Source organism: Pseudomonas sp. CFBP 8772 (genome assembly GCF_014841665.1).
Classification (GTDB): domain Bacteria; phylum Pseudomonadota; class Gammaproteobacteria; order Pseudomonadales; family Pseudomonadaceae; genus Aquipseudomonas; species Aquipseudomonas graminis_B.
Map to the genome: position 1 here is coordinate 1 of NZ_JACYUI010000008.1, position 20,062 is coordinate 20,062.

A 20,062-nucleotide genomic window follows, 5' to 3' on the forward strand; every position below is an offset into this window, starting at 1 on the left:
ATCCGATGCCAGGTATCTGGCATCGGATTTTCTAAGAACCCCGGCTGTGGTTCAAATGCTTAAGTGAACAGCATTACGACCAATGGCCGGGCTTTTCATCACATCAACACTGTAGCGATCAGCGCAGGGACGGCCCTTTGAAGCCTGCCCACATCGCGATCTGCTCAGCGACGCTGGCGCCCATCTTTTTCGAGAAGCGATCGAATGGCGACTCTTTAACCGTGTAATCGACCATCTCTTTCTCGCCAATGATGTCGCGCGCCACATAGCTGGCACTGCCAAGACCATCGACCAGCCCCAGGCCGGCTGCCTGCTCACCGGTCCAGACCAGGCCCGAGAACAGCTCCGGATGGTCCTTATCTTTCAGGCGATCACCGCGGCCCGCTTTTACGCTGGCGATGAACTGGTTGTGGGTGGTGTCCAGGACACCCTGCCAGAAAGCGGTCTCGTCAGGCTTCGGCGGCTGGAACGGGTCAAGGAAGGCCTTGTGCTCGCCCGAGGTGTAGGTACGACGGTCAACACCCAGCTTCTCCATCGTGCCGACAAAACCGAAACCGGCAGCCGTGACACCGATCGAGCCCACCAGACTGGCCTTGTCCGCGTAGATCTGGTCGGCGGCGCTGGCGATGTAATACGCACCAGACGCGCCAAGATCAGTGATCACCGCATATACCTTGATGTTCGGCTTCTGCGCACGCAGACGGCGGATTTCATCGTAGATGTAGCCGGACTGCACCGGACTGCCGCCCGGGCTGTTGATGCGCAGAATCACGCCCTTGGTTTTTTCGTCTTCGAACGCGGCCCGCAGGCTGCCAACGATATTGTCGGCACTGGCGGCCTCGGTGTCGGCGATCATGCCCTTCACTTCGATCAGCGCGGTGTGGCTGGTGCTGCGTGAAGCGCCCTTGCCGAAATCCATCAGCGGCGAGAACAACGCCAGCGCGCCGAACAGATAAAGAAAGGTCAGGGATTTGAAGAAGATCCCCCAGCGCCGCGACCGACGCTGCTCCTGCACGCTGGCGAGCAGGGTCTTTTCCAGCAGTTTCCAGCTCTTTGCATCCCCTGCGTCGTCGCGCTCTGGCGAAGACGGAGATTTCCATTCGTCCGACATAGATCAGTTACCCCAACAACGAAGTTTCAGCAGTCCGCGCACCCAACCAGGTGCGCAATTCGGAAAAGTGTTCGATCGCCAGACGCGGCCGGTATTGAAGCAGCGAGCCAAGGGCTTGCGCGCCATACCCAACCGCCACCGAATCCATCCCGGCGTTGCGCGCCATGAGCAGATCGAACGAAGCATCGCCAACCATCAGCGCCCTTTCGGGCCTGACGCCGCAATGCTGCAGGATTTCATTGAGCATCAGCGGATCGGGCTTGCTGGCCGTTTCGTCCGCTGCGCGCGTGGCGTCGAAGAAGTCGAGCCAGCCGTGGGCCTTGAGGACCCGATCCAGACCACGCCGGGCCTTGCCGGTGGCGACCGCCAGGCGATAGCCCTCGGCACGAAACACCTCCAGCGACTCACGCACCCCGTCGAACAGCTTCGAAGGCTCAACGTCCATGGCCATGTAACCGTCAGCGTAGTGCTGGCGGAAAACGATCAGGTCGCTGTCGGTGATGTCCGGGTACAGCGTGCGAATCGCCTCCGGCAAACCCAGTCCGATGATGCCCTTGATTGCGTCATCATCACGCACCGGACGACCGGCAAGGCGCGCGGCGGCCTGCATCGAATCGACGATACGACCGACGGAATCGGACAGTGTGCCGTCCCAGTCGAAGATCAGCAGTTCGTAATCAGGGCGCAAGCAGCAGTCGCTCCACGGTCTTGGCCCACATCTCGTCGACGGGCGCTTCGAGCTTCAGCTCGCCGCCATCCGGCAGCGGCACCGTCAGGGCATACGCATGCAGAAACAGGCGCTTGCCGCCGAGGTCACGGATTTCGCGACTGAAATCCTCGTCACCGTATTTGGGGTCACCGGCAATACAGTGGCCGGCATGCAAAGCGTGAACGCGAATCTGGTGGGTACGGCCAGTGATGGGCCGGGCTTCGACCATGGTGGCGAAGTCTCCGAAGCGACGCAGCACCTTGAACAGGGTCAGCGCCTCCTTGCCTTCATCATTGACCTCGACCATGCGCTCGCCAGAGCGAAGGTTGCTCTTGAGCAACGGCGCACGGACCTGCTTCTGGGCGGTCGGCCAGTTTCCGCGGACCAGCGCCATGTAGCGCTTGTCCACGCCGTCGCCGCGCAACTGCTCATGGAGGTGACGCAACATGCTGCGTTTCTTGGCGATCATCAGCAGCCCGGAGGTGTCACGGTCCAGGCGGTGGACCAGCTCCAGCTCCTTGGCATCGGGCCGCAGCTGACGGAAGGCTTCGATGACGCCAAAACTCAAGCCGCTGCCGCCGTGAACCGCGATGCCAGCAGGCTTGTTGAGGACGATCAGGCCTTTGTCTTCGTGGACAATGGCGGCCTCGAGGCGCTGCAGCAGACCCTGGGCAACCGGCACAGGCTCGTCGCGCTCAGGCACGCGAACGGGTGGCACGCGCACGACATCGCCTGCCTGAAGCTTGTACTCGGGCTTGATCCGCCCCTTGTTCACACGCACTTCGCCTTTGCGCAAAATGCGGTAAATCAAGGTCTTGGGAACGCCCTTGAGGTACGTGATCAGAAAGTTATCGATGCGTTGACCGGCAAATTCCGGCGCAACCTCTACCAGCCGGACGCCGGGGGTTGGGGGGGTGAGATTTGTCATGGCGCAAATCATAACAATTTTTTATGGATTTGAAGCACTTAATGATTGCTGCTATAGTCGCGAACGCCGCCAAAAGCGGCCTGGACAGCGGACAAACGGTATGACAGCCGGCCCTGCCCAACGCAATTCACGAGGGCGCGAGGCCGTCCTACGGGGCTTTCGGTGACAACGGAAGATATGCAAGCGTAACGAGCGCAGGTGACATGAGGCCTGAAACAAGCCCGATCGCAGAGTGAGTCACTCGCCATCGAGGCCCACGTTCAAGGCCAGTTCACAAAGTGCAGTCGCTGGCAGTCGCACCGGGCGAATGCTTCGGAAACCACGCCTTATTTGAGCCATGACGCGCGAACTTCCCATGGAAGCTTGCGATAAATGCAACCCGCTGCGGATTCAGCGCGCGGCAGCACCCGAATTATCAGGGATACGTGTGGGGTGGAGACGCACAACCGTCGGACTGTGTAGCACAAGGCTTTATTCAAGACGCTTCATATCGTCCGCTACCGATGGTTGATTCCTCCTCCTGACAAAGCTTTTGCTGACAGGGTGTCATTTGTCACCACAGCAAGCAGGAACGTCGTCGCGACTCGGCCCCGCTGGCCGAACCTCGTTAGACACTGGAGTGTTCAAGCACTCCTGACGTGCCCTGACACCGACCGTGAGAAGTCGTGTGTGCCGAACGCCGTTTCCGGCAGCCCGGAAACCGACGGTACTACATGAAAAGAATGCTGATTAACGCAACTCAACCCGAAGAGTTGCGTGTTGCGCTGGTAGACGGCCAGCGCCTCTACGACCTGGACATCGAATCCGGGGCCCGCGAACAGAAGAAGGCCAACATCTATAAAGGCCGGATCACGCGTATCGAACCCAGCCTTGAAGCCGCGTTTGTCGACTTCGGCTCCGAGCGTCACGGCTTTCTGCCGCTGAAAGAAATCTCCCGCGAATACTTCAAGAAGTCGCCTGAAGGCCGCGTAAACATCAAGGACGTCCTGAGCGAAGGCCAGGAAGTCATCGTTCAGGTCGAGAAAGAAGAACGTGGCAACAAGGGCGCAGCCCTGACCACGTTCATCAGCCTCGCAGGCCGTTACCTGGTCCTGATGCCGAACAACCCGCGCGCCGGCGGCATTTCCCGTCGTATCGAAGGCGAAGAGCGCAACGAACTGCGTGAAGCGCTGAACGGCCTGATCGCCCCTGCCGACATGGGTCTGATCGTTCGTACTGCCGGCCTTGGCCGCAGCAGCGAAGAAATGCAGTGGGACCTCGATTACCTGCTGCAGCTGTGGACCGCGATCAAAGAGGCTTCCCTCGACCGCTCCGCGCCGTTCCTGATCTATCAGGAAAGCAACGTCATCATCCGCGCCATCCGCGACTATCTGCGCCAGGATATCGGCGAAGTGCTGATCGACAGCGTCGAAGCCCAGGAAGAAGCGCTGACGTTCATCCGTCAGGTGATGCCGCAGTACGCCAGCAAGATCAAGCTCTACGAAGACAGCGTTCCGCTGTTCAACCGTTTCCAGATCGAAAGCCAGATCGAAACCGCCTTCCAGCGCGTCGTCGAACTGCCTTCCGGTGGGTCCATCGTCATCGATCCAACCGAAGCCCTGGTGTCCATCGACATCAACTCGGCGCGCGCCACCAAAGGCAGCGACATCGAAGAGACCGCCCTGCAGACCAACCTTGAAGCGGCTGAGGAAATCGCCCGTCAACTGCGTCTGCGTGACATCGGCGGCCTGATCGTCATCGACTTCATCGACATGACCCCGGCCAAGAACCAGCGCGCCGTGGAAGAAAAGGTCCGTGAAAGCCTGGAGGCCGATCGTGCCCGCGTTCAGGTCGGTCGCATCTCGCGCTTCGGCCTGCTGGAAATGTCCCGTCAGCGTCTGCGCCCCTCCCTGGGCGAGAGCAGCGGCATTGTCTGCCCGCGCTGCAACGGTACCGGCATCATCCGTGACGTTGAATCGCTGTCGCTGGCCATCCTGCGCCTGATCGAAGAAGAAGCGCTGAAGGACCGCACTGCCGAAGTGCGCGCTCAAGTGCCGATCCCGGTTGCTGCGTTCCTGCTCAACGAAAAGCGCAACTCGATCACCAAAATCGAACTGCGTACCCGCGCGCGCATCATCATTCTGCCGAACGATCATCTCGAAACTCCGCACTTCGAAGTGCAGCGTCTGCGTGATGACAGTCCGGAAGCGCACAGCCTGCAGACCAGCTATGAAATCGCTGCCGCTGCTGCTGAAGTGGAAGAAGTTGCACCGCCTGCCGCCGCTACCCGCACCCTGGTTCGCCAGGAAGCCGCAGTCAAAACCGCACCGGCCCGCGCCAACGCACCGGTTCCGGTTGAAGCCGCTGCGCCGGTTGCCGCTGCGCCTGCACCGGTCGCCCATGAGCCAAGCCTGTTCAAGGGTCTGGTGAAATCGCTGGTCAGCCTGTTCGCTTCCAAGGAAGAGCCTGCTCCTGCGCCTGCCGCCGTGGTCGAAAAACCGGCTGCCGAGCGCCCTGCGCGCAACGACGAGCGCCGTAACGGCCGTCAGCAGAGCCGCAGCCGTAACGGCCGTCGTGACGAAGAACGCAAGCCGCGTGAAGAACGTGCGCCGCGTGCCGATCGCGAAGAACGCGCACCCCGTGAAGAACGTTCCCCACGTGAGGAGCGCGCGCCTCGTGAAGAGCGTGCAGCGCGCGAGCCGCGTGAAGCCCGTGACGAAACCACTGCACCGCGCGAAGAGCGTGCAGCCCGTGCTCCTCGCGAAGAGCGTCAGCCACGTGCCGGGCGTGAAGACCGCAAGCCGCGTGAAGAGCGTGTGCGTGAACTGCGTGAGCCGATCGATGCAGCACCGGCTGTCAACCTGCCCCGCGAAGAACGCCCTGAGCGCGCCCCGCGTGAAGAGCGTCAGCCGCGTGCACCCCGTGAAGAGCGTCAACCACGGAACGAGCAGGCTGCAGTGGCTGCCGAAGACGAAACCCTGCTGACCACCGAAGAGCAACAGGATGACAACCAGGAGCACGCCGAAGGCGATCGCCCTCGTCGTCGTTCACGCGGTCAGCGTCGTCGCAGCAACCGTCGCGAGCGTCAACGTGATGCCAACGGTAATGAAATCGAAGGCAGCGAAGGCGTTGAGGGTTCGGAAGGTTCTGAAGCACTCCACGGCGAAGGCAGCGAGCCGGGTCATGAATCCCGTGACGAAGTGCACGCGAACGCTGACCGTGGCAACGTTGCCGCCAGTGCAAGCGTTGCTGCTGTAGCGGAGCGCGTCATCAGCGCCACCGCCGAAGCCGATGCCCACCGCCAGGCTGAACGTGCGAACACGCCCGTTGAAGCCAGCGCAACTGAAGCGGCACCTGTCGCTCAGGTCTCCGAAGCAGCGCCTGAAGCGCCGGTTGTCGAAACCCCTGCGCCTGAAGCCAAGCGTTCGGTGATGCCGGAAGTGGAAGTGGCAACCTTCGACGCCTCGTTGAGCCCGTTCGAGCGTCAGGTGAAAGCAGCCGCTGAAGCCGAGTCGACCGACGCGCCAGCCAGTGCCGAGATCCCGGTCGCTGTTGAAGCGCCAGCGGTTGTGGAAGCCCCTGCGTTTATGCCAACTCCTGCGCTGGAGCATGAGGCGGTTGAGGTAGCCGTCGCTGAGCCGGTTCACGTCGTTGAGCCTGTCAAAGCGGCTGAGCCTGTTCAGGCTGCCGAGCCTGCCAAGGCACCTGAGCTTGTTCAGATTACTGAACCGGCTCAGGCCGCAGAGCCAGAGCACGCCAAGGCGCCGGAAATCGAAGCGCCGAAAGCCGTCGAGCCCGTTGCTCAGCAGCCAGTGGTCGCTGAACCGGTCATTGCGCCAGCCGTCGAAGCAGCTGCTCAGACCGCGGCACCGGAGATCGTCGCCGCGCCAGTGGCGGTCGAACCTCCTCAGGCGCCGGTTGCAGAACCTGTCGCTGAAGAGGCGCCTGCGCTGCCGGTTGCCAGCAATGGCCGTGCACCGAACGATCCTCGTGAAGTGCGCCGCCGTCGTCTGGAAGCCGAGCGTCAGCAGAAAGAGGCGCAAGCCTCGGATGAGCCTAAACCGCTCGTTTAATCGGCCGTGACCAAATAGCCCCACCTGTGTGAGCAGGTGGGGCTTTTTTGTGCTTGACGGTCAGGACCGCGGCATGGAGGGCGGTTCGGCCGGGTTGAGATCACCGCGGTTGAAAGGTCAACACCGCAGGCACGTCCACATCCCATAACACACCCGGGTCGTCGACCTCGATTTCCTTGATGCGCGCACCCTGGAAAAGCCGCTTGGCGCCCTTCTCCCCGGCCAGTGCCATGAGCGCTGGCCCGAACGCACGACCAAAGGCGACGGGATGCCCATACCGTCCGGCATGGACCGGCACGCTGATGGCGTCGTCTTCCACCGAGCGGGCCACGCGTTCGAGTGTGTCAGCATGAATGAAGGGCATGTCGCCCAAGGCAATCAACCAGCCGCGATGGGCGGGCTCGGCGGAAACGGCAGCGGCGATGCTGTCGCCCATGCCGGGGGAATCCAGCACCACCACTTCATAGCCATGGCGCAGGCCCAACTCGGCCACACTGCAGTAATCGGCTCGGGTCAGCAGGACGGTTTTATCGGCAAGGGCGCTGACGTTGACCAGCACCTGCTCCAGCACCGAACGCTCCGTGCCGTCACGCCCGAGGCATTGCGCCAGCAGCTTGTTGCGGTGCTGACCGGCAACCGCTCGGTAGCGGCTGCCGAGACCCGCTGCCAGCACGATGGCACACAGGGTTTCACTCATGCTCAACCCTCACTGAGTACAGGCGAAGTGGCGCTCAGACCGGAAGACGACGCAGCCGGTCAATAAAGGTTGGGTTCCATTTCCAGCGCAACACCGAAGCGCTCCAGAATGTCCGCCTGAATCCGCTGCGCGAGGCCGAGCAACTGTCCGCCGGATGCTTCGCCATAGTTGACCAGCACCAGAGACTGCAACGCATGGACGCCGGCGTCGCCGTCACGAAAGCCTTTCCAGCCCGCCTGCTCGATCAACCAGCCGGCCGCCAGCTTTACCTGGCCATCGGCCTGAGGGTAGCCGACCACGCCAGGGTGCGTGAGTTTGATCACGGCAACCTGCTCAGCGGACACCAGCGGGTTCTTAAAGAAGCTCCCCGCATTGCCCAGCGTCGCGGGGTCCGGCAGTTTTTCGCTGCGAATGGCGCAGATCGCCCGGCTCACGTGCATCGGCGAAGGTTCTTTGATGCCCTGCTCTTCCAGCCGCTGCCGCACCGGACCGTAGTCCAGATGCAGACTCGCAGAATAGCTGAGCTTGAAGCGAACCCGCAGGATCAGCCAACGGTTTGGCTGACGCTTGAACAGGCTGTCTCGATAACCGAATTCGCAGTCAGCCAGGGTAAATTCCCGCAGCTCGCCGCTGTGTCGATCCATCGCGGTCAGGCTGTGGAAAACATCCTTGAGCTCAACGCCGTAAGCGCCGATGTTTTGCATCGGTGCAGCGCCGACGGTGCCGGGGATCAGGCTGAGGTTTTCCAGCCCGGCCAGCCCCTTGGCGAGGGTGTCCAGCACGAAAGGATGCCAGGGCTCGCCCGCCTCCGCTTCAACAATGGCGCCGCCGCAGTCCTCATGGGTGATGCGGATGCCACGGTTGGCCATGCGCAACACGAGGGCGTCGACATCACGGGTCAGCAGCAGGTTACTGCCACCGCCAATGACCATCAGCGGCACGTCGTGGCCAGACGAATACGCCAAGGCCTCGCGCACGTCGTCGTCGCTGAACGCCTCGGCAAAACGCCGGGCGCGCACCGCCACGCCGAACGTGTTGTAAGGCTTGAGTGGCACGTCGTGCTGCACATTCAGCGTCATGGGTGCATCCGCGAAAACAGTGGAAGAACGACCAGACCCATGCTCATCACACCTCCAGCAGACGACGAACGCGTTCCAGGTCTTCAGCGGTGTCGACGCCGGCCGGTGGCGCTTCAAGGGCGTCGGCCACATGGATGCGCACGCCATGCCAGAGCGCACGCAATTGCTCCAGGTTTTCGGTGTTTTCCAGCCAGCAAGGACCCCAGCTGACGAAATCGTGGAGGAACCCGGCGCGGTAGGCATAGATGCCGATGTGACGGCGGTACGGCACGCCTTCCGGCAGTACGTCGCGGGACTTCGCCAGCGCATCGCGAGCCCAGGGCAGCGGCGCGCGGCTGAAGGTCAGGGCCAGGCCGTTGAGGTCCGAGCAGACCTTGACCACGTTGGGATTGAACAGCGATGCCACGTCCTCGATCGGCTCGGCGAGGGTCGACATGCGCGCTTCAGGGTGTGCGGCGAGGTTGTCGGCAACCTGATCGATCACGGCCGGCGGGATCATCGGTTCGTCGCCCTGGACGTTAACCACGATGGCGTCGTCGGCCAGACCCAGCTGGGCGGCGACTTCAGCCAGGCGATCGGTCCCGGAATTGTGGTCGTCGCGTGTCATCAGTACTTCGGCGCCGAACGCCTGGCAGGCCTCGACGATTCGCTGATCGTCAGTGGCAACCACGACACGCTCTGCGCTGCTTTTGCGCGCCTGTTCCCAGACGTGCTGGATCATCGGCTTGCCGGCGATGGTTTTCAGCGGCTTGCCGGGAAAGCGACTCGACCCATAGCGCGCCGGAATGACAACGGTAAACGCTGCGGTCATTTGTCCAGACGCTCGTCGGTGGTGAGGGTGCGCGCTTCGCTCTCCAGCATCACCGGGATGCCGTCGCGGATCGGGTAGGCAAGGCCGGCGCCTTTGCTGATCAGCTCGGTTTTGTCGGCGCTGAGCTTGAGCGGACCTTTGCAGATCGGGCAGGCAAGAATGTCGAGCAATTTGGTGTCCATAAGAGATCCTGAGCGAGTCATGGCAAAAGACGGGTTAACTGCGAATCAAACCAACTGACGAACGCCGGCGAAGGCACGGCTTCCACGGCCAGGTACCACCAGTCCGACGCAGCAAAGGACGCGCATTTGACGGCGTCCTTCTCGGTCATGACCACGGGCAATGCCGGGATAAACGACAGGGCCTGGGCGCTGAACACGGCGTGGTCGGCGAACGCATGTGGAACAGGCCGCCAGTGTAGTCCTTCGAGGGTGTTGAAGAAACGTTGCGGATTACCGATACCGGCCACCGCGTGGACCTGCTGCCCCGGCGGGAAATGATCGACCGGCCGGCGTTCACCGCTGACCAGGTTGACCAGCGCCGAGGGCTTGAGTTGAAACCCGAAGCCGTCTTCGCGTTCGGAGCCCGCGCCGTTGTACAGCAGCGCATCCACGCTTTGCAGCCGCTCGACCGGTTCGCGCAGCGGGCCCGCCGGCAGGCAACGGCGATTGCCAAGGCCGCGGACGGCATCGATCAGCACCAGTTCGAGGTCGCGGTTCAGGCGATAGTGCTGCAGGCCGTCGTCCGAGAGAATGAGATCGAGGGGCTCTTCAGCCAGCAAGGCGCGCACGGCCTGCGAGCGGTCCGGGTCGATCATCAGCGGCACGCCAGTGCGATTGACGATCAGCAGCGGTTCATCGCCCGCGTGCGCAGCGGCCTGTTGCGGCAGCACGCGCCAAGGCAGGCTTGGCGGTTTAGCGCCGTAACCGCGACTGACCACACCGACGCGCAGCCCGCGGGCCCGGCAATGGTCGATCATCCACAGAATCAGCGGCGTCTTGCCGGTGCCGCCAATGGTGATATTGCCGACGACCACGACCGGAACAGGCGCTTTGTAAATGCTGCCCTGCCCGGCGAGAAAACGCGCGCGTTTGCGGTTCACCACGCGCCGGTACAGGCATTCGAGCGGGCGCAGCAGCACCAGCGCCGGATGGCCGTTGTACCAGGCGTCGAGCAGTCGGTCGGTGAATGCCATCAGTTAGCCGATGCGGCCTCAATCGTGGTCATGCGCAAATGAGCGAAACCGAGTTTGCCGGCGGCATCCATGGCGGTAATCACCGCCTGATGGGGGGTCTTGCCGTCAGCGCTGATCGACAGCGGCAGACTGGTGTCGCCCTCGGATTCCTTTTGCAGGGCATCGATGAGGGTTTCCAGCTTGCTGTCGCCCAGCAGCGTGTTGTTCACCGAATAAACGCCATCGGCGTTGATGGTGATGTCGAGGTGTTTTTTGTCGACGTCATCGGCTGAAGCGCCGGTCACCGCCTGGGGCAGGTCGACGCGCAGCTGAGTTTCCCGGGTGAACGTAGTGGTCACGACGAAGAACAGCAGCAGGATGAACACCACGTCGATCAGCGACACCAGATTGATGTCGATGGTCTCCCTGGGCTTGCGACGGCGGAATTTCACTTCTTCTTGCCCTCGCCACGCGCGGCAGCCTTGAGGTCGGGCTTGGCGTCGGTGAGGTCGACGTCACGATCGCCCTGCACGACTTCCACCAGCTTGATGGCTTCCTGTTCCATGCCGACCACCAGCTCATCGACGCGGCTTTGCAGATAGCGGTGAAAGAAGATGGCGGGAATCGCAACGGTCAGGCCCGAGGCCGTGCAGATCAGCGCCTTGGCAATACCGCCGGCGAGCATACCGGCGTTACCGGTCATGCCGCTGCTGGTGAACGAGCTGAAGATGTCGATCATGCCGAGCACCGTCCCCAGCAGACCCAGCAACGGCGCCATGGCAGCGATGGTGCCGAGTGTTGCCAGATAGCGTTCCAGCTCGTGAATGACCCGGGCCGCGGCTTCCTCGATGCACTCTTTCATGATCTCGCGACCATGGCGGGAATTGGCCAGACCGGCGGCGAGGATTTCACCCAGCGGCGAGTCGGCGCGCAGCTCCTTGAGCTTCTCGGCGCTCAGCTGTTTGTCCTGAATCCAGCGCCACACCTGACCGAGCAAATGCGGCGGCGTGATGCGGCTCGCGCGCAGGGTCCAGAGGCGTTCAATGATGATTCCGACGGCGGCAATGGAACTCAAAATGATCGGTAGCATCATCCAGCCACCTGATTTGACCAGCTCCCACACAGCGACCACCCCCTGAAAAAAAGTGGCGCCACTCTAACATAGCGTCAGCGCCTCGCCGAACGTGTCGATGAATAACCCTCCCTTTCAGTCACGCCAGAAGCGTCGTGTCCTGCGTTCAGCCCGGGCGTCTTCGTAGGCGCCCAGTTGCAAGGTGATGGCACCCAGCACGGCACTGTCGTGAACCTCCATGGCGGACCACGCGTAACGCGACATCACCAGCGGATGGGGATGACCGAACGCATTATTGCGGCCTCGGGAAATCAGCACACCGCGTGCACCCACCGCGCGCAGAAACGCCCGTGACGAAGAACTGCGGCTGCCGTGGTGAGGGGACTGAAGCCAGTGGGCGCTGACGTTGAAGCCGTCGTCGAGCATCGCGCGTTCTGCCGCCACGTCGAGATCTCCGGTGAGCAACAGCCGCTCGCCATTGGCCTCGACGCTCAGCACGCAGGAGGCCTGATTGCCCTCGGCGGCGTGCTCCCAGATCCAGGTGGAGAAAATGACTTCATCCCACGTCCATGTTTCCCCGTTACGACAGGACTCGGCCGACAACTCGGCAGGCATGCGCCCTACGTCACCCGTCAGCACACGTGCAACCGGCAGGCCTTTGCGAACGGCGGCGGCACCACCGGCATGGTCGGAATCGGCATGACTGAGCAGCAGCGTATCAAGCTGTCTGATTCCTGCGCGCCGAATGGCCGGCAATACCACGCGCTCGCCGATATCGAAATCACCGAAGCGCGGCCCCGCGTCATACAGCAATGAGTGGTCGCGGGTACGCAGTAGAATGGCGAGGCCCTGCCCCACGTCCAGCTGCAGCACGTCGACTTGCCCGACGGGCACGGATTTCTGCGGCGGGAAGATGCACAGCAACAGCAGGGGCCAGCCCAACGGGCGCATCGGCAGGCCTTTGGGCAGCAACAGCAGCAAAGCGCCGAGCAGGCTCACCGGCCAGACCCACATCGGCACCTGCGGCCCGGTCCAGGCGGGAGCGAGACCGGCCATGAACGTCAGCCAGCGAAACAGCCCGTCCATTGCGCCGCCTGCCAGCCACAGCAGGCTTTCCCCCAGTGGCGGAATCGCCAGCAGCAGCGTACCGAGCAACGCCAGGGGCAAAATCAGCACGCTCACCCACGGCACCGCGAGCAGATTGACGACCGGGCCGCTCACGCTCACCGGCAGGCTCAGCGCCAGCAGCACCGGCAACAGGCCCAACGCGATCAGCCATTGTGCGCGGGTCCAGCTCTGCAACCAGCTCCACCGCCCGAGTCGCCCGCTGAAAATGAGCATCAAGATACCCACCGCCAGGAACGACAGCCAAAAGCCGGGGCGTAGCGTGATGAGCGGCTCGGCGATCAGCACCAGGTTCAGCGCCAGCAACAGCGGCCACGTGGTGCCCAGATGACGGAAGCGCAGACGCCACAGCAGCACCAGACCCAGCATGATGACGGCCCGCTGGACCGGCACTTCAAAGCCTGCCAGCACGCCGTACGCCAGCGCCCCCGCGAACGCCGCGATGCACGCCGAGGGCAGCCAGGGCAGAAACGGCGGCCATACCCCCCATCGAGCCAGTCCTGCGACGAGGCCGTAAAGCAAACCGGCGAGTAAGCCGATGTGCGTCCCGGAAATGACCAATAGGTGAACGGTGCCGGTGTCCTGCAGGACCTGCCAGTCGGCGGCGCTCAGTCCGGAATCGTCGCCCAACACCAAGGCGGCCAACCCGCCCTGTCGGCCCTGGGCATTCACACTGAGCAGGCGCTGGCGAATCCCGTCGCGCCAGTTGTCCCGCGCCGGCTCAAGCAGCTGGCCGTCCACCACGGTGCCGGTGGCGCCAATACGCTGGGCCAGCAGCCACGCCTGGTAATCAAACGCGCCGGGATTGACCAGCCCGCCCGGCCGCTTGAGTTTGACGGCCAGACGCCAGCGCTCGCCGCTGCTGATCGGCGGACCGCCGTACCAGCCAACGCGGATCTGCTCCGGCAGCCGCGCGCGCCGTGAGACCGGATCCTCCAGCTGAAACCGCACCACGCCGTCGAGGGTCTGGGGCAGGCCGACGACGCGTCCTTCCAGCCAAAGTGTCTGCCCGTCGAGGCGCTCGGCCAGCCGATCGTCCAGCGCGGACGAGGCCGAGACACAGGCCCATGTCAGGCCGAACAGGTAAAACGCCAGCGGGTAGGTGCGAAACGGCAGCAGCATCAGCGCGACCACGGGCATCAGCAGCAGCAACCAGACCGGCGGTAATGCGGGCAAAAAACGCAACGTCAGCAATCCGAGTGCAAGCGCGAGCATCCCTGTGCGCATGAGGCTTTCCTTGTCTGCGGGCGAAATCGACTTCCATGGCTTAGCTGATGCCCCGGCCCTCGCGTTTATTAATTGTCACAAAGTCTGAATTTGCGTTTGCGACTATCCGTGCATACTTCCCCGAATTTCCCGCCCACCTCGCCGGATTCCCGTATGCCACGCCACCTGATCAAGCGGTACATGCCCGATCCGAACAGCATCCGGGAACACAAATCCTTACGCTTTCTTGGCGCCCTTCTGCACGACCCCAACCTCTGGCACCTCAATCGACACTCCGTGGCGCGCGCAATGGGGATCGGGCTGTTCGCCGCCTTGATGCCGATGCCGTTGCAGATGCTGCTGGCCGCTGTGCTGGCGATCTGGGTGCGGGCCAACATGCCGATCGCTGTCAGTCTGTGCTGGCTGACCAACCCGCTGACGATGCCGCCGGTGTTCTATTGCACCTATAAAATCGGCGCGCTGTTGATGGGCTTGCCGCCGCGGCATTTCCCGGACGAACTGAGCTGGGACTGGATCAGCGGACAGCTGTCGACCTTGTGGCAGCCGTTTTTGCTGGGATCGGTAGTGGCAGGGATTGTGCTGGGCGTGGCGGGGTATTTCGGGACGATGGCGTATTGGCGCTGGTGGGTGGGGCGGCAGTGGAAGGCGCGTCAGAGGCGGCATAAGTCTGTGTAGAAAATGCATGATCGTTCCCACGCTCCGCGTGGTAATGGCCCGTTTGACGCTCCGCGTTACAGTCAACGCAGAGCGTTTGGGGAGGCATTACCACGCGGAGCGTGGGAACGATCGTTCTGAAATCCGTTACTGACGCATCCCGCGTCCGCTCACCAGCAGCCGCGCGCAGCCCAGGTACAGCACGATGGTCGCGACGACCATGAACGCCAGGGCAATGCTGATCTTGATGTCCGACACACCGAGAATGCCGAAGCGGAAGGCGTTGACCATGTGCAGCACCGGGTTGGCCAGCGACACGGTCTGCCAGAACGGCGGCAGCAGGTTGATCGAGTAGAACACCCCGCCCAGATAGGTCAACGGCGTCAGCACAAAAGTCGGGATGATGGAAATATCATCGAAATTGCGCGCAAACACGGCATTGATAAAACCCAGCAGCGAGAAGATCGTCGCGGTCAGCAGCACCACAATGATCGTGATGCCCAGGTGGTGCACCTGCAGATCGGTGAAGAACATCGACAGCATGGTGACGATCACCCCCACCGCCAGCCCGCGCAGCACGCCGCCGATGGTGTAACCGATCAGGATGGTGTGGGGCGACACCGGCGAAACCATCAACTCTTCAACCGAACGCTGGAACTTGGCGCCGAAGAAGCTCGAGACCACATTGCCGTAGGAGTTGGTGATGACCGACATCATGATCAGACCGGGCACGATGTACTGCATGTAGGTGAAGCCACCCATGTCGCCGATCTGCCGGCCGATCAGGTTGCCGAAGATCACGAAGTACAGAACCATGGTGATCGCCGGCGGCAGCAGGGTCTGTGGCCAGATCCGCATGAAGCGCCGGACCTCACGATAAACGATGGTGTTCAGGGCGATCAGGTTGGGGCGCAGCTCCGAGCTCATATCGCCACCTTCGCCAGATTCTTCTCGACCAGACCCACGAACAGCTCCTCAAGGCGATTGGTTTTATTGCGCAGGCTCAACACCTGAATGTTCTGCAGCGACAGCTGGCTAAACAGCGACGTGATGCCGATGGTCTTGTCGACCTGCACCTCAAGTGTCTGGTTATCCACCATCTGCACCGGGTAGCCATTGAGCTGAGGCGCGGCCTGCAGCGGGTCGCGAAGGTCCAGCAGGAAAGTCTCGACGTGCAGCTTGTTGAGCAGCGTCTTCATGCTGGTGTTTTCGATGATCGTGCCGTGGTCGATGATGCCGATGTTGCGGCACAGCTGCTCAGCCTCCTCCAGGTAATGGGTGGTGAGGATGATGGTGATGCCCTTCTCGTTCAGCTCGGTGAGGAAGGTCCACATCGAACGGCGCAGCTCGATATCAACGCCCGCGGTAGGCTCGTCGAGGATCAACAGACGCGGCTCGTGGATCAACGCGCGAGCGATCATCAGACGGCGCTTCATGCCGCCGGACAACGAACGTGAAGGCGAGTCGCGCTTGTCCCACAAGCCCAGCTGGGTCAGGTACTGCTCGGCGCGTTCCTTGGCGATCTTCGGCGGAATGCCGTAATAGCCCGCCTGGGTCACGACAATGTCGAAAGTCTTCTCGAACTGGTTGAAATTGAATTCCTGCGGCACCACGCCGATCGAGCGCTTGAGCTGCGCCGGGTTGCGATCAAGGTCGTGGCCGAAGATGTTCACGGTGCCGCTGGTTTTGTTGACCAGCGTCGACATGATCCCGATGGTGGTGGATTTGCCGGCGCCATTGGGGCCGAGCAATGCGAAGAAATCACCCTCGGCGACGTCCAGATCAATGCCCTTGAGGGCCTGGAAACCGTTGCCGTAGGTCTTGGTTAGCTGCCGGATGCACAGAGCTGAACTCATGACTGAACACACACCAATAAAATGAAAAGGAAGATAAACGAACACGAACGTGCAGTTGCCGGGCCGATAGGGCCGATCACAGGGGGCGCTGACATTGACGGCGCCGCGCAGCTGGAATGTCAGGCGCAACACATCACTTCAAATGCAGTGGCCGCAATGTTGCGTCCCGATGCCGCCCAAGTACAGCGACATCGATTGATAGTCAGTATTAACTCGACACGGGCTGAACTCAGGTCAGCGCGGTCATGACGGCCTTTCGATACGCCGGACGCTGTTGCAAACGTTCGTACCAGGCTTTGAGGTGGGGCAGCTCGCGACGTTCAATCGGCATTTCGAACCAGGGATAAGCGAAGCAGCCGAGGGGGATGTCGCCCACGCCGAATTCATCGCCCGAAAGATACGGCTGACGCGCCAGGGCTGCATCGACGATGACCAGCAGGCGCTCGACTTCGGCTTTAGCCGCATTGATCTGCGTCCAGTCCTGCTGCTCGGCGGGGGTACGCAATACGCCCCAGAAGACCGGACGGAAAGGACCGGCCAGCGTCGAGGTGGTCCAGTCCATCCATTTCTCAGCCTGGGCACGTAGCTTGGGGTTGCCGGGATACAGAGACGAGTCAGGCGCGTATTGCGCCGCCAGATAGCGAACGATGGTGTTGGATTCCCACAGCACGAACTCGCCGTCTTCGATCATCGGCACCACGCCGTTGGGGTTCTTCGCCAGGTACTCGGGCTGATCGTTGATACCGAAAGCGCCGCCGGCATTCAGCGACTCGTAACCGAGCCCCAGTTCCTCGGCGATCCACAATGCCTTGCGCACATTGGACGAGTTCTTGCGGCCCCAGATCTTCAACATGTTGTCATTCTCCGTGTGGTCAACGAGCGATGAGTGGCGTTTGCGGCGGGCCACAGTCTACTCCGGGATGCGGGTGTTCAAGCCACAACTTCCTGCGCATCGGCCAGCCCCCGAACTCCCTTGGTAGCACGGGGTCACTATCGATGCGCGGGCCAGAGCGGTCGACTGCGCAGCCGGTTGCGCTTATCGCGCCGTCATCATGGAGGGCTATTTATGTTGTTGCTGTGGATCGTAGTGTTGGTGGTTGGCGTGGCCTGGCTGGCCCATCGCAGGGTTGCACCCTTCCCGGCCCTGGGCATCGTCGCGGTGTACCTGCTGGCAATGGGCGCGTTCAGCCATGCCCATGGCTGGATGGTCATTCCATGGGTGTTGTGGCTGGGCGTCGCGTTGCTGCTGGCGTTGCCGGACCTGCGCCGCAAGCACTTCAGTGCGCCGATGTTCTCGTGGTTTCAGAAAGTGCTGCCGCCGATGTCCGCCACCGAGCGCGACGCCATTGACGCTGGCACGGTGTGGTGGGATGGCGAGCTGTTCAGCGGCCGTCCAGACTGGAACACGCTGCTCAGCTACCCAAAGAGCAAACTGACCGACGAAGAGCAGGCGTTCCTTGATGGCCCGACCGAAGAACTCTGCGCCATGGTCAGCGACTGGGAAATCGGTCAGGCCATGGACCTGCCGCCAGAAGCGTGGGCGCATATAAAAGAGCACGGCTTCTTCGCTTTGATCATTCCCAAGGAATACGGCGGCAAAGGCTTCTCGGCCTACGCCCACTCGCAAGTGGCGATGAAGCTGGCGACCCGCAGCGGCGATCTGGCCTCCACCGTGATGGTGCCCAATTCACTGGGCCCGGCAGAGCTCCTGCTGCATTACGGCACCGACGAGCAGCGGAATCACTACTTGCCACGCCTGGCCCGAGGCGACGAGATCCCGTGCTTCGCCCTGACCGGACCGCTGGCCGGCTCCGACGCAGGGGCGATGCCCGACACCGGGATCATCTGCAAGGGCCAGTGGGAAGGTGAGGAAGTCATCGGCCTGCGCCTGAACTGGGAAAAGCGCTACATCACCCTGGGCCCTGTCGCCACCCTGCTCGGCCTCGCCTTCAAGGCCTACGACCCTGAGCATCTGCTCGGTGACGAAACAGACTTGGGCATCAGCCTGGCGCTGATTCCAACCGACACCGCCGGTGTGGAAATCGGTCGTCGTCATGTGCCACTGGGCGCGGCGTTCATGAACGGCCCGAACTCGGGCAAGGATGTGTTCATTCCGCTGGAGTACCTGATCGGCGGCCAGGCCATGCTCGGCAAAGGCTGGATGATGCTGATGAATTGCCTGTCGGTCGGGCGTTCGATTTCTCTGCCTGCAGTCGGTACCGGGGCTGCGAAGTTCACCAGCCTGGTCACCGGCCAGTACACCCAGGTGCGCGAGCAGTTCAACGTACCGTTGGCAGCGTTCGAAGGGATTCAGGAATCCCTCGCGCGCATCGGCGGCAACGCCTGGCTGATGGACAGCGCGCGCATCCTGACTGCCAACGCGGTGGACCTGGGCGAGAAGCCTTCGGTGCTGTCGGCGATCCTCAAATACCACCTGACCGAGCGCGGCCGTGAGTGCATCACTCACGCGATGGATGTGCACGGCGGCAAGGGCATCATCATGGGCCCGAACAATTACCTGGGTCGCTCGTGGCAAGGCGCGCCGATCTTCATCACCGTGGAAGGCGCGAACATTCTTTCGCGCAACTTGATGATCTTTGGTCAGGGCGCCATTCGTTGCCATCCGTTCGTGCTGAAGGAAATGGCCCTCGCCGGTCGTCAGGATCATGACCGGGCGGTGGTGGAATTCGACGGCCTGCTAATGCAACACATTGGTTTCGCCGTGCGTAACGCGGCCAGTACGCTAGTGTTGAACCTGGGCCTTGGGTATTTCGAAAGCGTGCCGGGCGACCGGCTGAGTCAAGGTTATTTCCGCGCGCTGAACCGTCAGGCGGCGGCGTTCGCGATGCTGGCTGATCTGAGCATGATGCTGCTGGGCGGCGAGCTGAAACGCCGCGAGCGTCTGTCGGCGCGGCTGGGTGATGTGCTGAGCCACATGTACCTGGCGTCCGCCGCCCTCAAGCGTTACCACGATCTGGATTACCCCGAAGCGCTGGCGCCGCTGTTTTGCTGGTCCATGGAAGAAGCGCTGGGTGAGTCGGAGCGCGCGCTGGATGAGCTGCTGAGCAATTTCCCGAACCGCATTCTCGGTGGATTGCTGCGAGTGATCGTGTTCCCGTTCGGCCGTCGTCACAAAGGGCCTTCGGACAGGCTCGATGCCCAGGTCGCGGAAATTCTTGGCCGCGCCAAAGGCGATCCGGCGTTGGAATCAGTGCTTGCCGGTTGCTATCGCCCGACTGACGCAGAAGATCCGGTCGGCGCATTGCAGCACGCGAGCGACTTGCTCAGCGGCGCCAAGGCTATCCGCAGCAAACTCCATCACGCGGTGAAAAGCGGTCAGGTCAAGCCGTCGGGGGGTGAGCATCTGATCGACGCCGCGCTCAATGCGGGCGTGCTGCAGGCGGCGGAAGCGCAGACCCTGCGTGCGGCAGAGGCGGCACGCCGCAAAGTGATCGACGTGGATGATTTTGATAAGGAAGCGCTGGTCGCCATCGAAGGCAAAACACGCTAACCACGGCGTACCCTGTAGGCGTGAGCTTGCTCGCGATCGCGGCGTGTCAGCAACAT

At 62.3% G+C, this 20,062-nt stretch carries 17 protein-coding genes; 3 read left to right on the top strand and 14 right to left on the bottom strand.

What is annotated here, in order from left to right:
• Positions 1-118 precede the first annotated feature (118 nt).
• The 3 genes from sppA to rluC are packed head-to-tail and all read right to left on the bottom strand — an operon-like array spanning position 119 to position 2,748.
• A complete protein-coding gene (gene sppA / locus IFT99_RS16680) occupies positions 119-1,111 on the bottom strand; it encodes a signal peptide peptidase SppA (RefSeq protein ID WP_192133661.1) in 993 nt (330 codons plus the stop codon).
• A gap of 7 nt (positions 1,112-1,118) precedes the next feature.
• On the bottom strand, positions 1,119-1,799 hold the full coding sequence (locus IFT99_RS16685) for an HAD-IIIA family hydrolase (RefSeq protein ID WP_065993119.1): 681 nt from the start codon (positions 1,797-1,799) through the stop codon (positions 1,119-1,121).
• Positions 1,789-2,748, bottom strand: a complete 960-nt coding sequence (gene rluC / locus IFT99_RS16690) for a 23S rRNA pseudouridine(955/2504/2580) synthase RluC (RefSeq protein ID WP_065993118.1) — start codon at positions 2,746-2,748, stop codon at positions 1,789-1,791. The genes IFT99_RS16685 and rluC overlap by 11 nt, the downstream gene beginning before the upstream one ends.
• A 722-nt stretch (positions 2,749-3,470) precedes the next feature.
• Between rluC and rne the strand changes: the two genes are divergently transcribed.
• On the top strand, positions 3,471-6,800 hold the full coding sequence (rne, locus tag IFT99_RS16695; RefSeq protein WP_192133663.1) for a ribonuclease E: 3,330 nt from the start codon (positions 3,471-3,473) through the stop codon (positions 6,798-6,800).
• Between the two features lie 100 nt (positions 6,801-6,900).
• Here rne and IFT99_RS16700 read toward each other — a convergent pair whose 3' ends face one another.
• From IFT99_RS16700 to IFT99_RS16735, 8 genes are all read right to left on the bottom strand, one after another.
• Entirely contained in the window at positions 6,901-7,497 is a 597-nt protein-coding gene (locus tag IFT99_RS16700) for a nucleotidyltransferase family protein (protein ID WP_192133665.1), read from the bottom strand.
• A 59-nt stretch (positions 7,498-7,556) separates the two neighbouring features.
• A complete protein-coding gene (murB, locus tag IFT99_RS16705) occupies positions 7,557-8,576 on the bottom strand; it encodes a UDP-N-acetylmuramate dehydrogenase (RefSeq protein WP_192133668.1) in 1,020 nt (339 codons plus the stop codon).
• Between the two features lie 46 nt (positions 8,577-8,622).
• Positions 8,623-9,387 carry a 3-deoxy-manno-octulosonate cytidylyltransferase gene (gene kdsB, locus IFT99_RS16710; RefSeq protein ID WP_192133670.1) on the bottom strand — a complete coding sequence of 255 codons (765 nt, stop codon included), beginning with the start codon at positions 9,385-9,387 and terminating at the stop codon, positions 8,623-8,625.
• Positions 9,384-9,569, bottom strand: coding sequence for a Trm112 family protein (locus IFT99_RS16715; protein ID WP_003174668.1), 186 nt, complete (start codon positions 9,567-9,569; stop codon positions 9,384-9,386). The genes kdsB and IFT99_RS16715 overlap by 4 nt, the downstream gene beginning before the upstream one ends.
• A 17-nt stretch (positions 9,570-9,586) precedes the next feature.
• Complete coding sequence (gene lpxK / locus IFT99_RS16720; RefSeq protein ID WP_192133671.1) at positions 9,587-10,582, bottom strand: tetraacyldisaccharide 4'-kinase; 996 nt, start codon at positions 10,580-10,582, stop codon at positions 9,587-9,589.
• Entirely contained in the window at positions 10,582-11,013 is a 432-nt protein-coding gene (locus IFT99_RS16725; protein WP_192133673.1) for a biopolymer transporter ExbD, read from the bottom strand. The genes lpxK and IFT99_RS16725 overlap by 1 nt, the downstream gene beginning before the upstream one ends.
• Positions 11,010-11,684 carry a MotA/TolQ/ExbB proton channel family protein gene (locus IFT99_RS16730; RefSeq protein WP_192133675.1) on the bottom strand — a complete coding sequence of 225 codons (675 nt, stop codon included), beginning with the start codon at positions 11,682-11,684 and terminating at the stop codon, positions 11,010-11,012. The genes IFT99_RS16725 and IFT99_RS16730 overlap by 4 nt, the downstream gene beginning before the upstream one ends.
• A gap of 84 nt (positions 11,685-11,768) precedes the next feature.
• Complete coding sequence (locus IFT99_RS16735) at positions 11,769-13,985, bottom strand: DNA internalization-related competence protein ComEC/Rec2 (RefSeq protein WP_192133677.1); 2,217 nt, start codon at positions 13,983-13,985, stop codon at positions 11,769-11,771.
• Between the two features lie 153 nt (positions 13,986-14,138).
• On the opposite strand from IFT99_RS16735, the gene IFT99_RS16740 reads away from it, so the two are divergent.
• On the top strand, positions 14,139-14,660 hold the full coding sequence (locus tag IFT99_RS16740; protein ID WP_065993106.1) for a DUF2062 domain-containing protein: 522 nt from the start codon (positions 14,139-14,141) through the stop codon (positions 14,658-14,660).
• A 126-nt stretch (positions 14,661-14,786) separates the two neighbouring features.
• Here the strand turns inward: IFT99_RS16740 and IFT99_RS16745 are convergent, their stop codons facing one another.
• The 3 genes from IFT99_RS16745 to IFT99_RS16755 form a co-directional block, all read right to left on the bottom strand.
• On the bottom strand, positions 14,787-15,566 hold the full coding sequence (locus IFT99_RS16745; protein ID WP_065993104.1) for an ABC transporter permease: 780 nt from the start codon (positions 15,564-15,566) through the stop codon (positions 14,787-14,789).
• A complete protein-coding gene (locus IFT99_RS16750; RefSeq protein ID WP_192133679.1) occupies positions 15,563-16,495 on the bottom strand; it encodes an ABC transporter ATP-binding protein in 933 nt (310 codons plus the stop codon). Before IFT99_RS16750 ends, IFT99_RS16745 begins: the two co-directional genes overlap by 4 nt.
• A gap of 229 nt (positions 16,496-16,724) precedes the next feature.
• Positions 16,725-17,348, bottom strand: a complete 624-nt coding sequence (locus IFT99_RS16755; protein ID WP_192133681.1) for a glutathione S-transferase family protein — start codon at positions 17,346-17,348, stop codon at positions 16,725-16,727.
• Between the two features lie 213 nt (positions 17,349-17,561).
• Here IFT99_RS16755 and IFT99_RS16760 point away from each other — a divergent pair, with 213 nt between their 5' ends.
• Entirely contained in the window at positions 17,562-20,006 is a 2,445-nt protein-coding gene (locus tag IFT99_RS16760; RefSeq protein WP_192133683.1) for an acyl-CoA dehydrogenase, read from the top strand.
• Positions 20,007-20,062 lie beyond the last annotated feature (56 nt).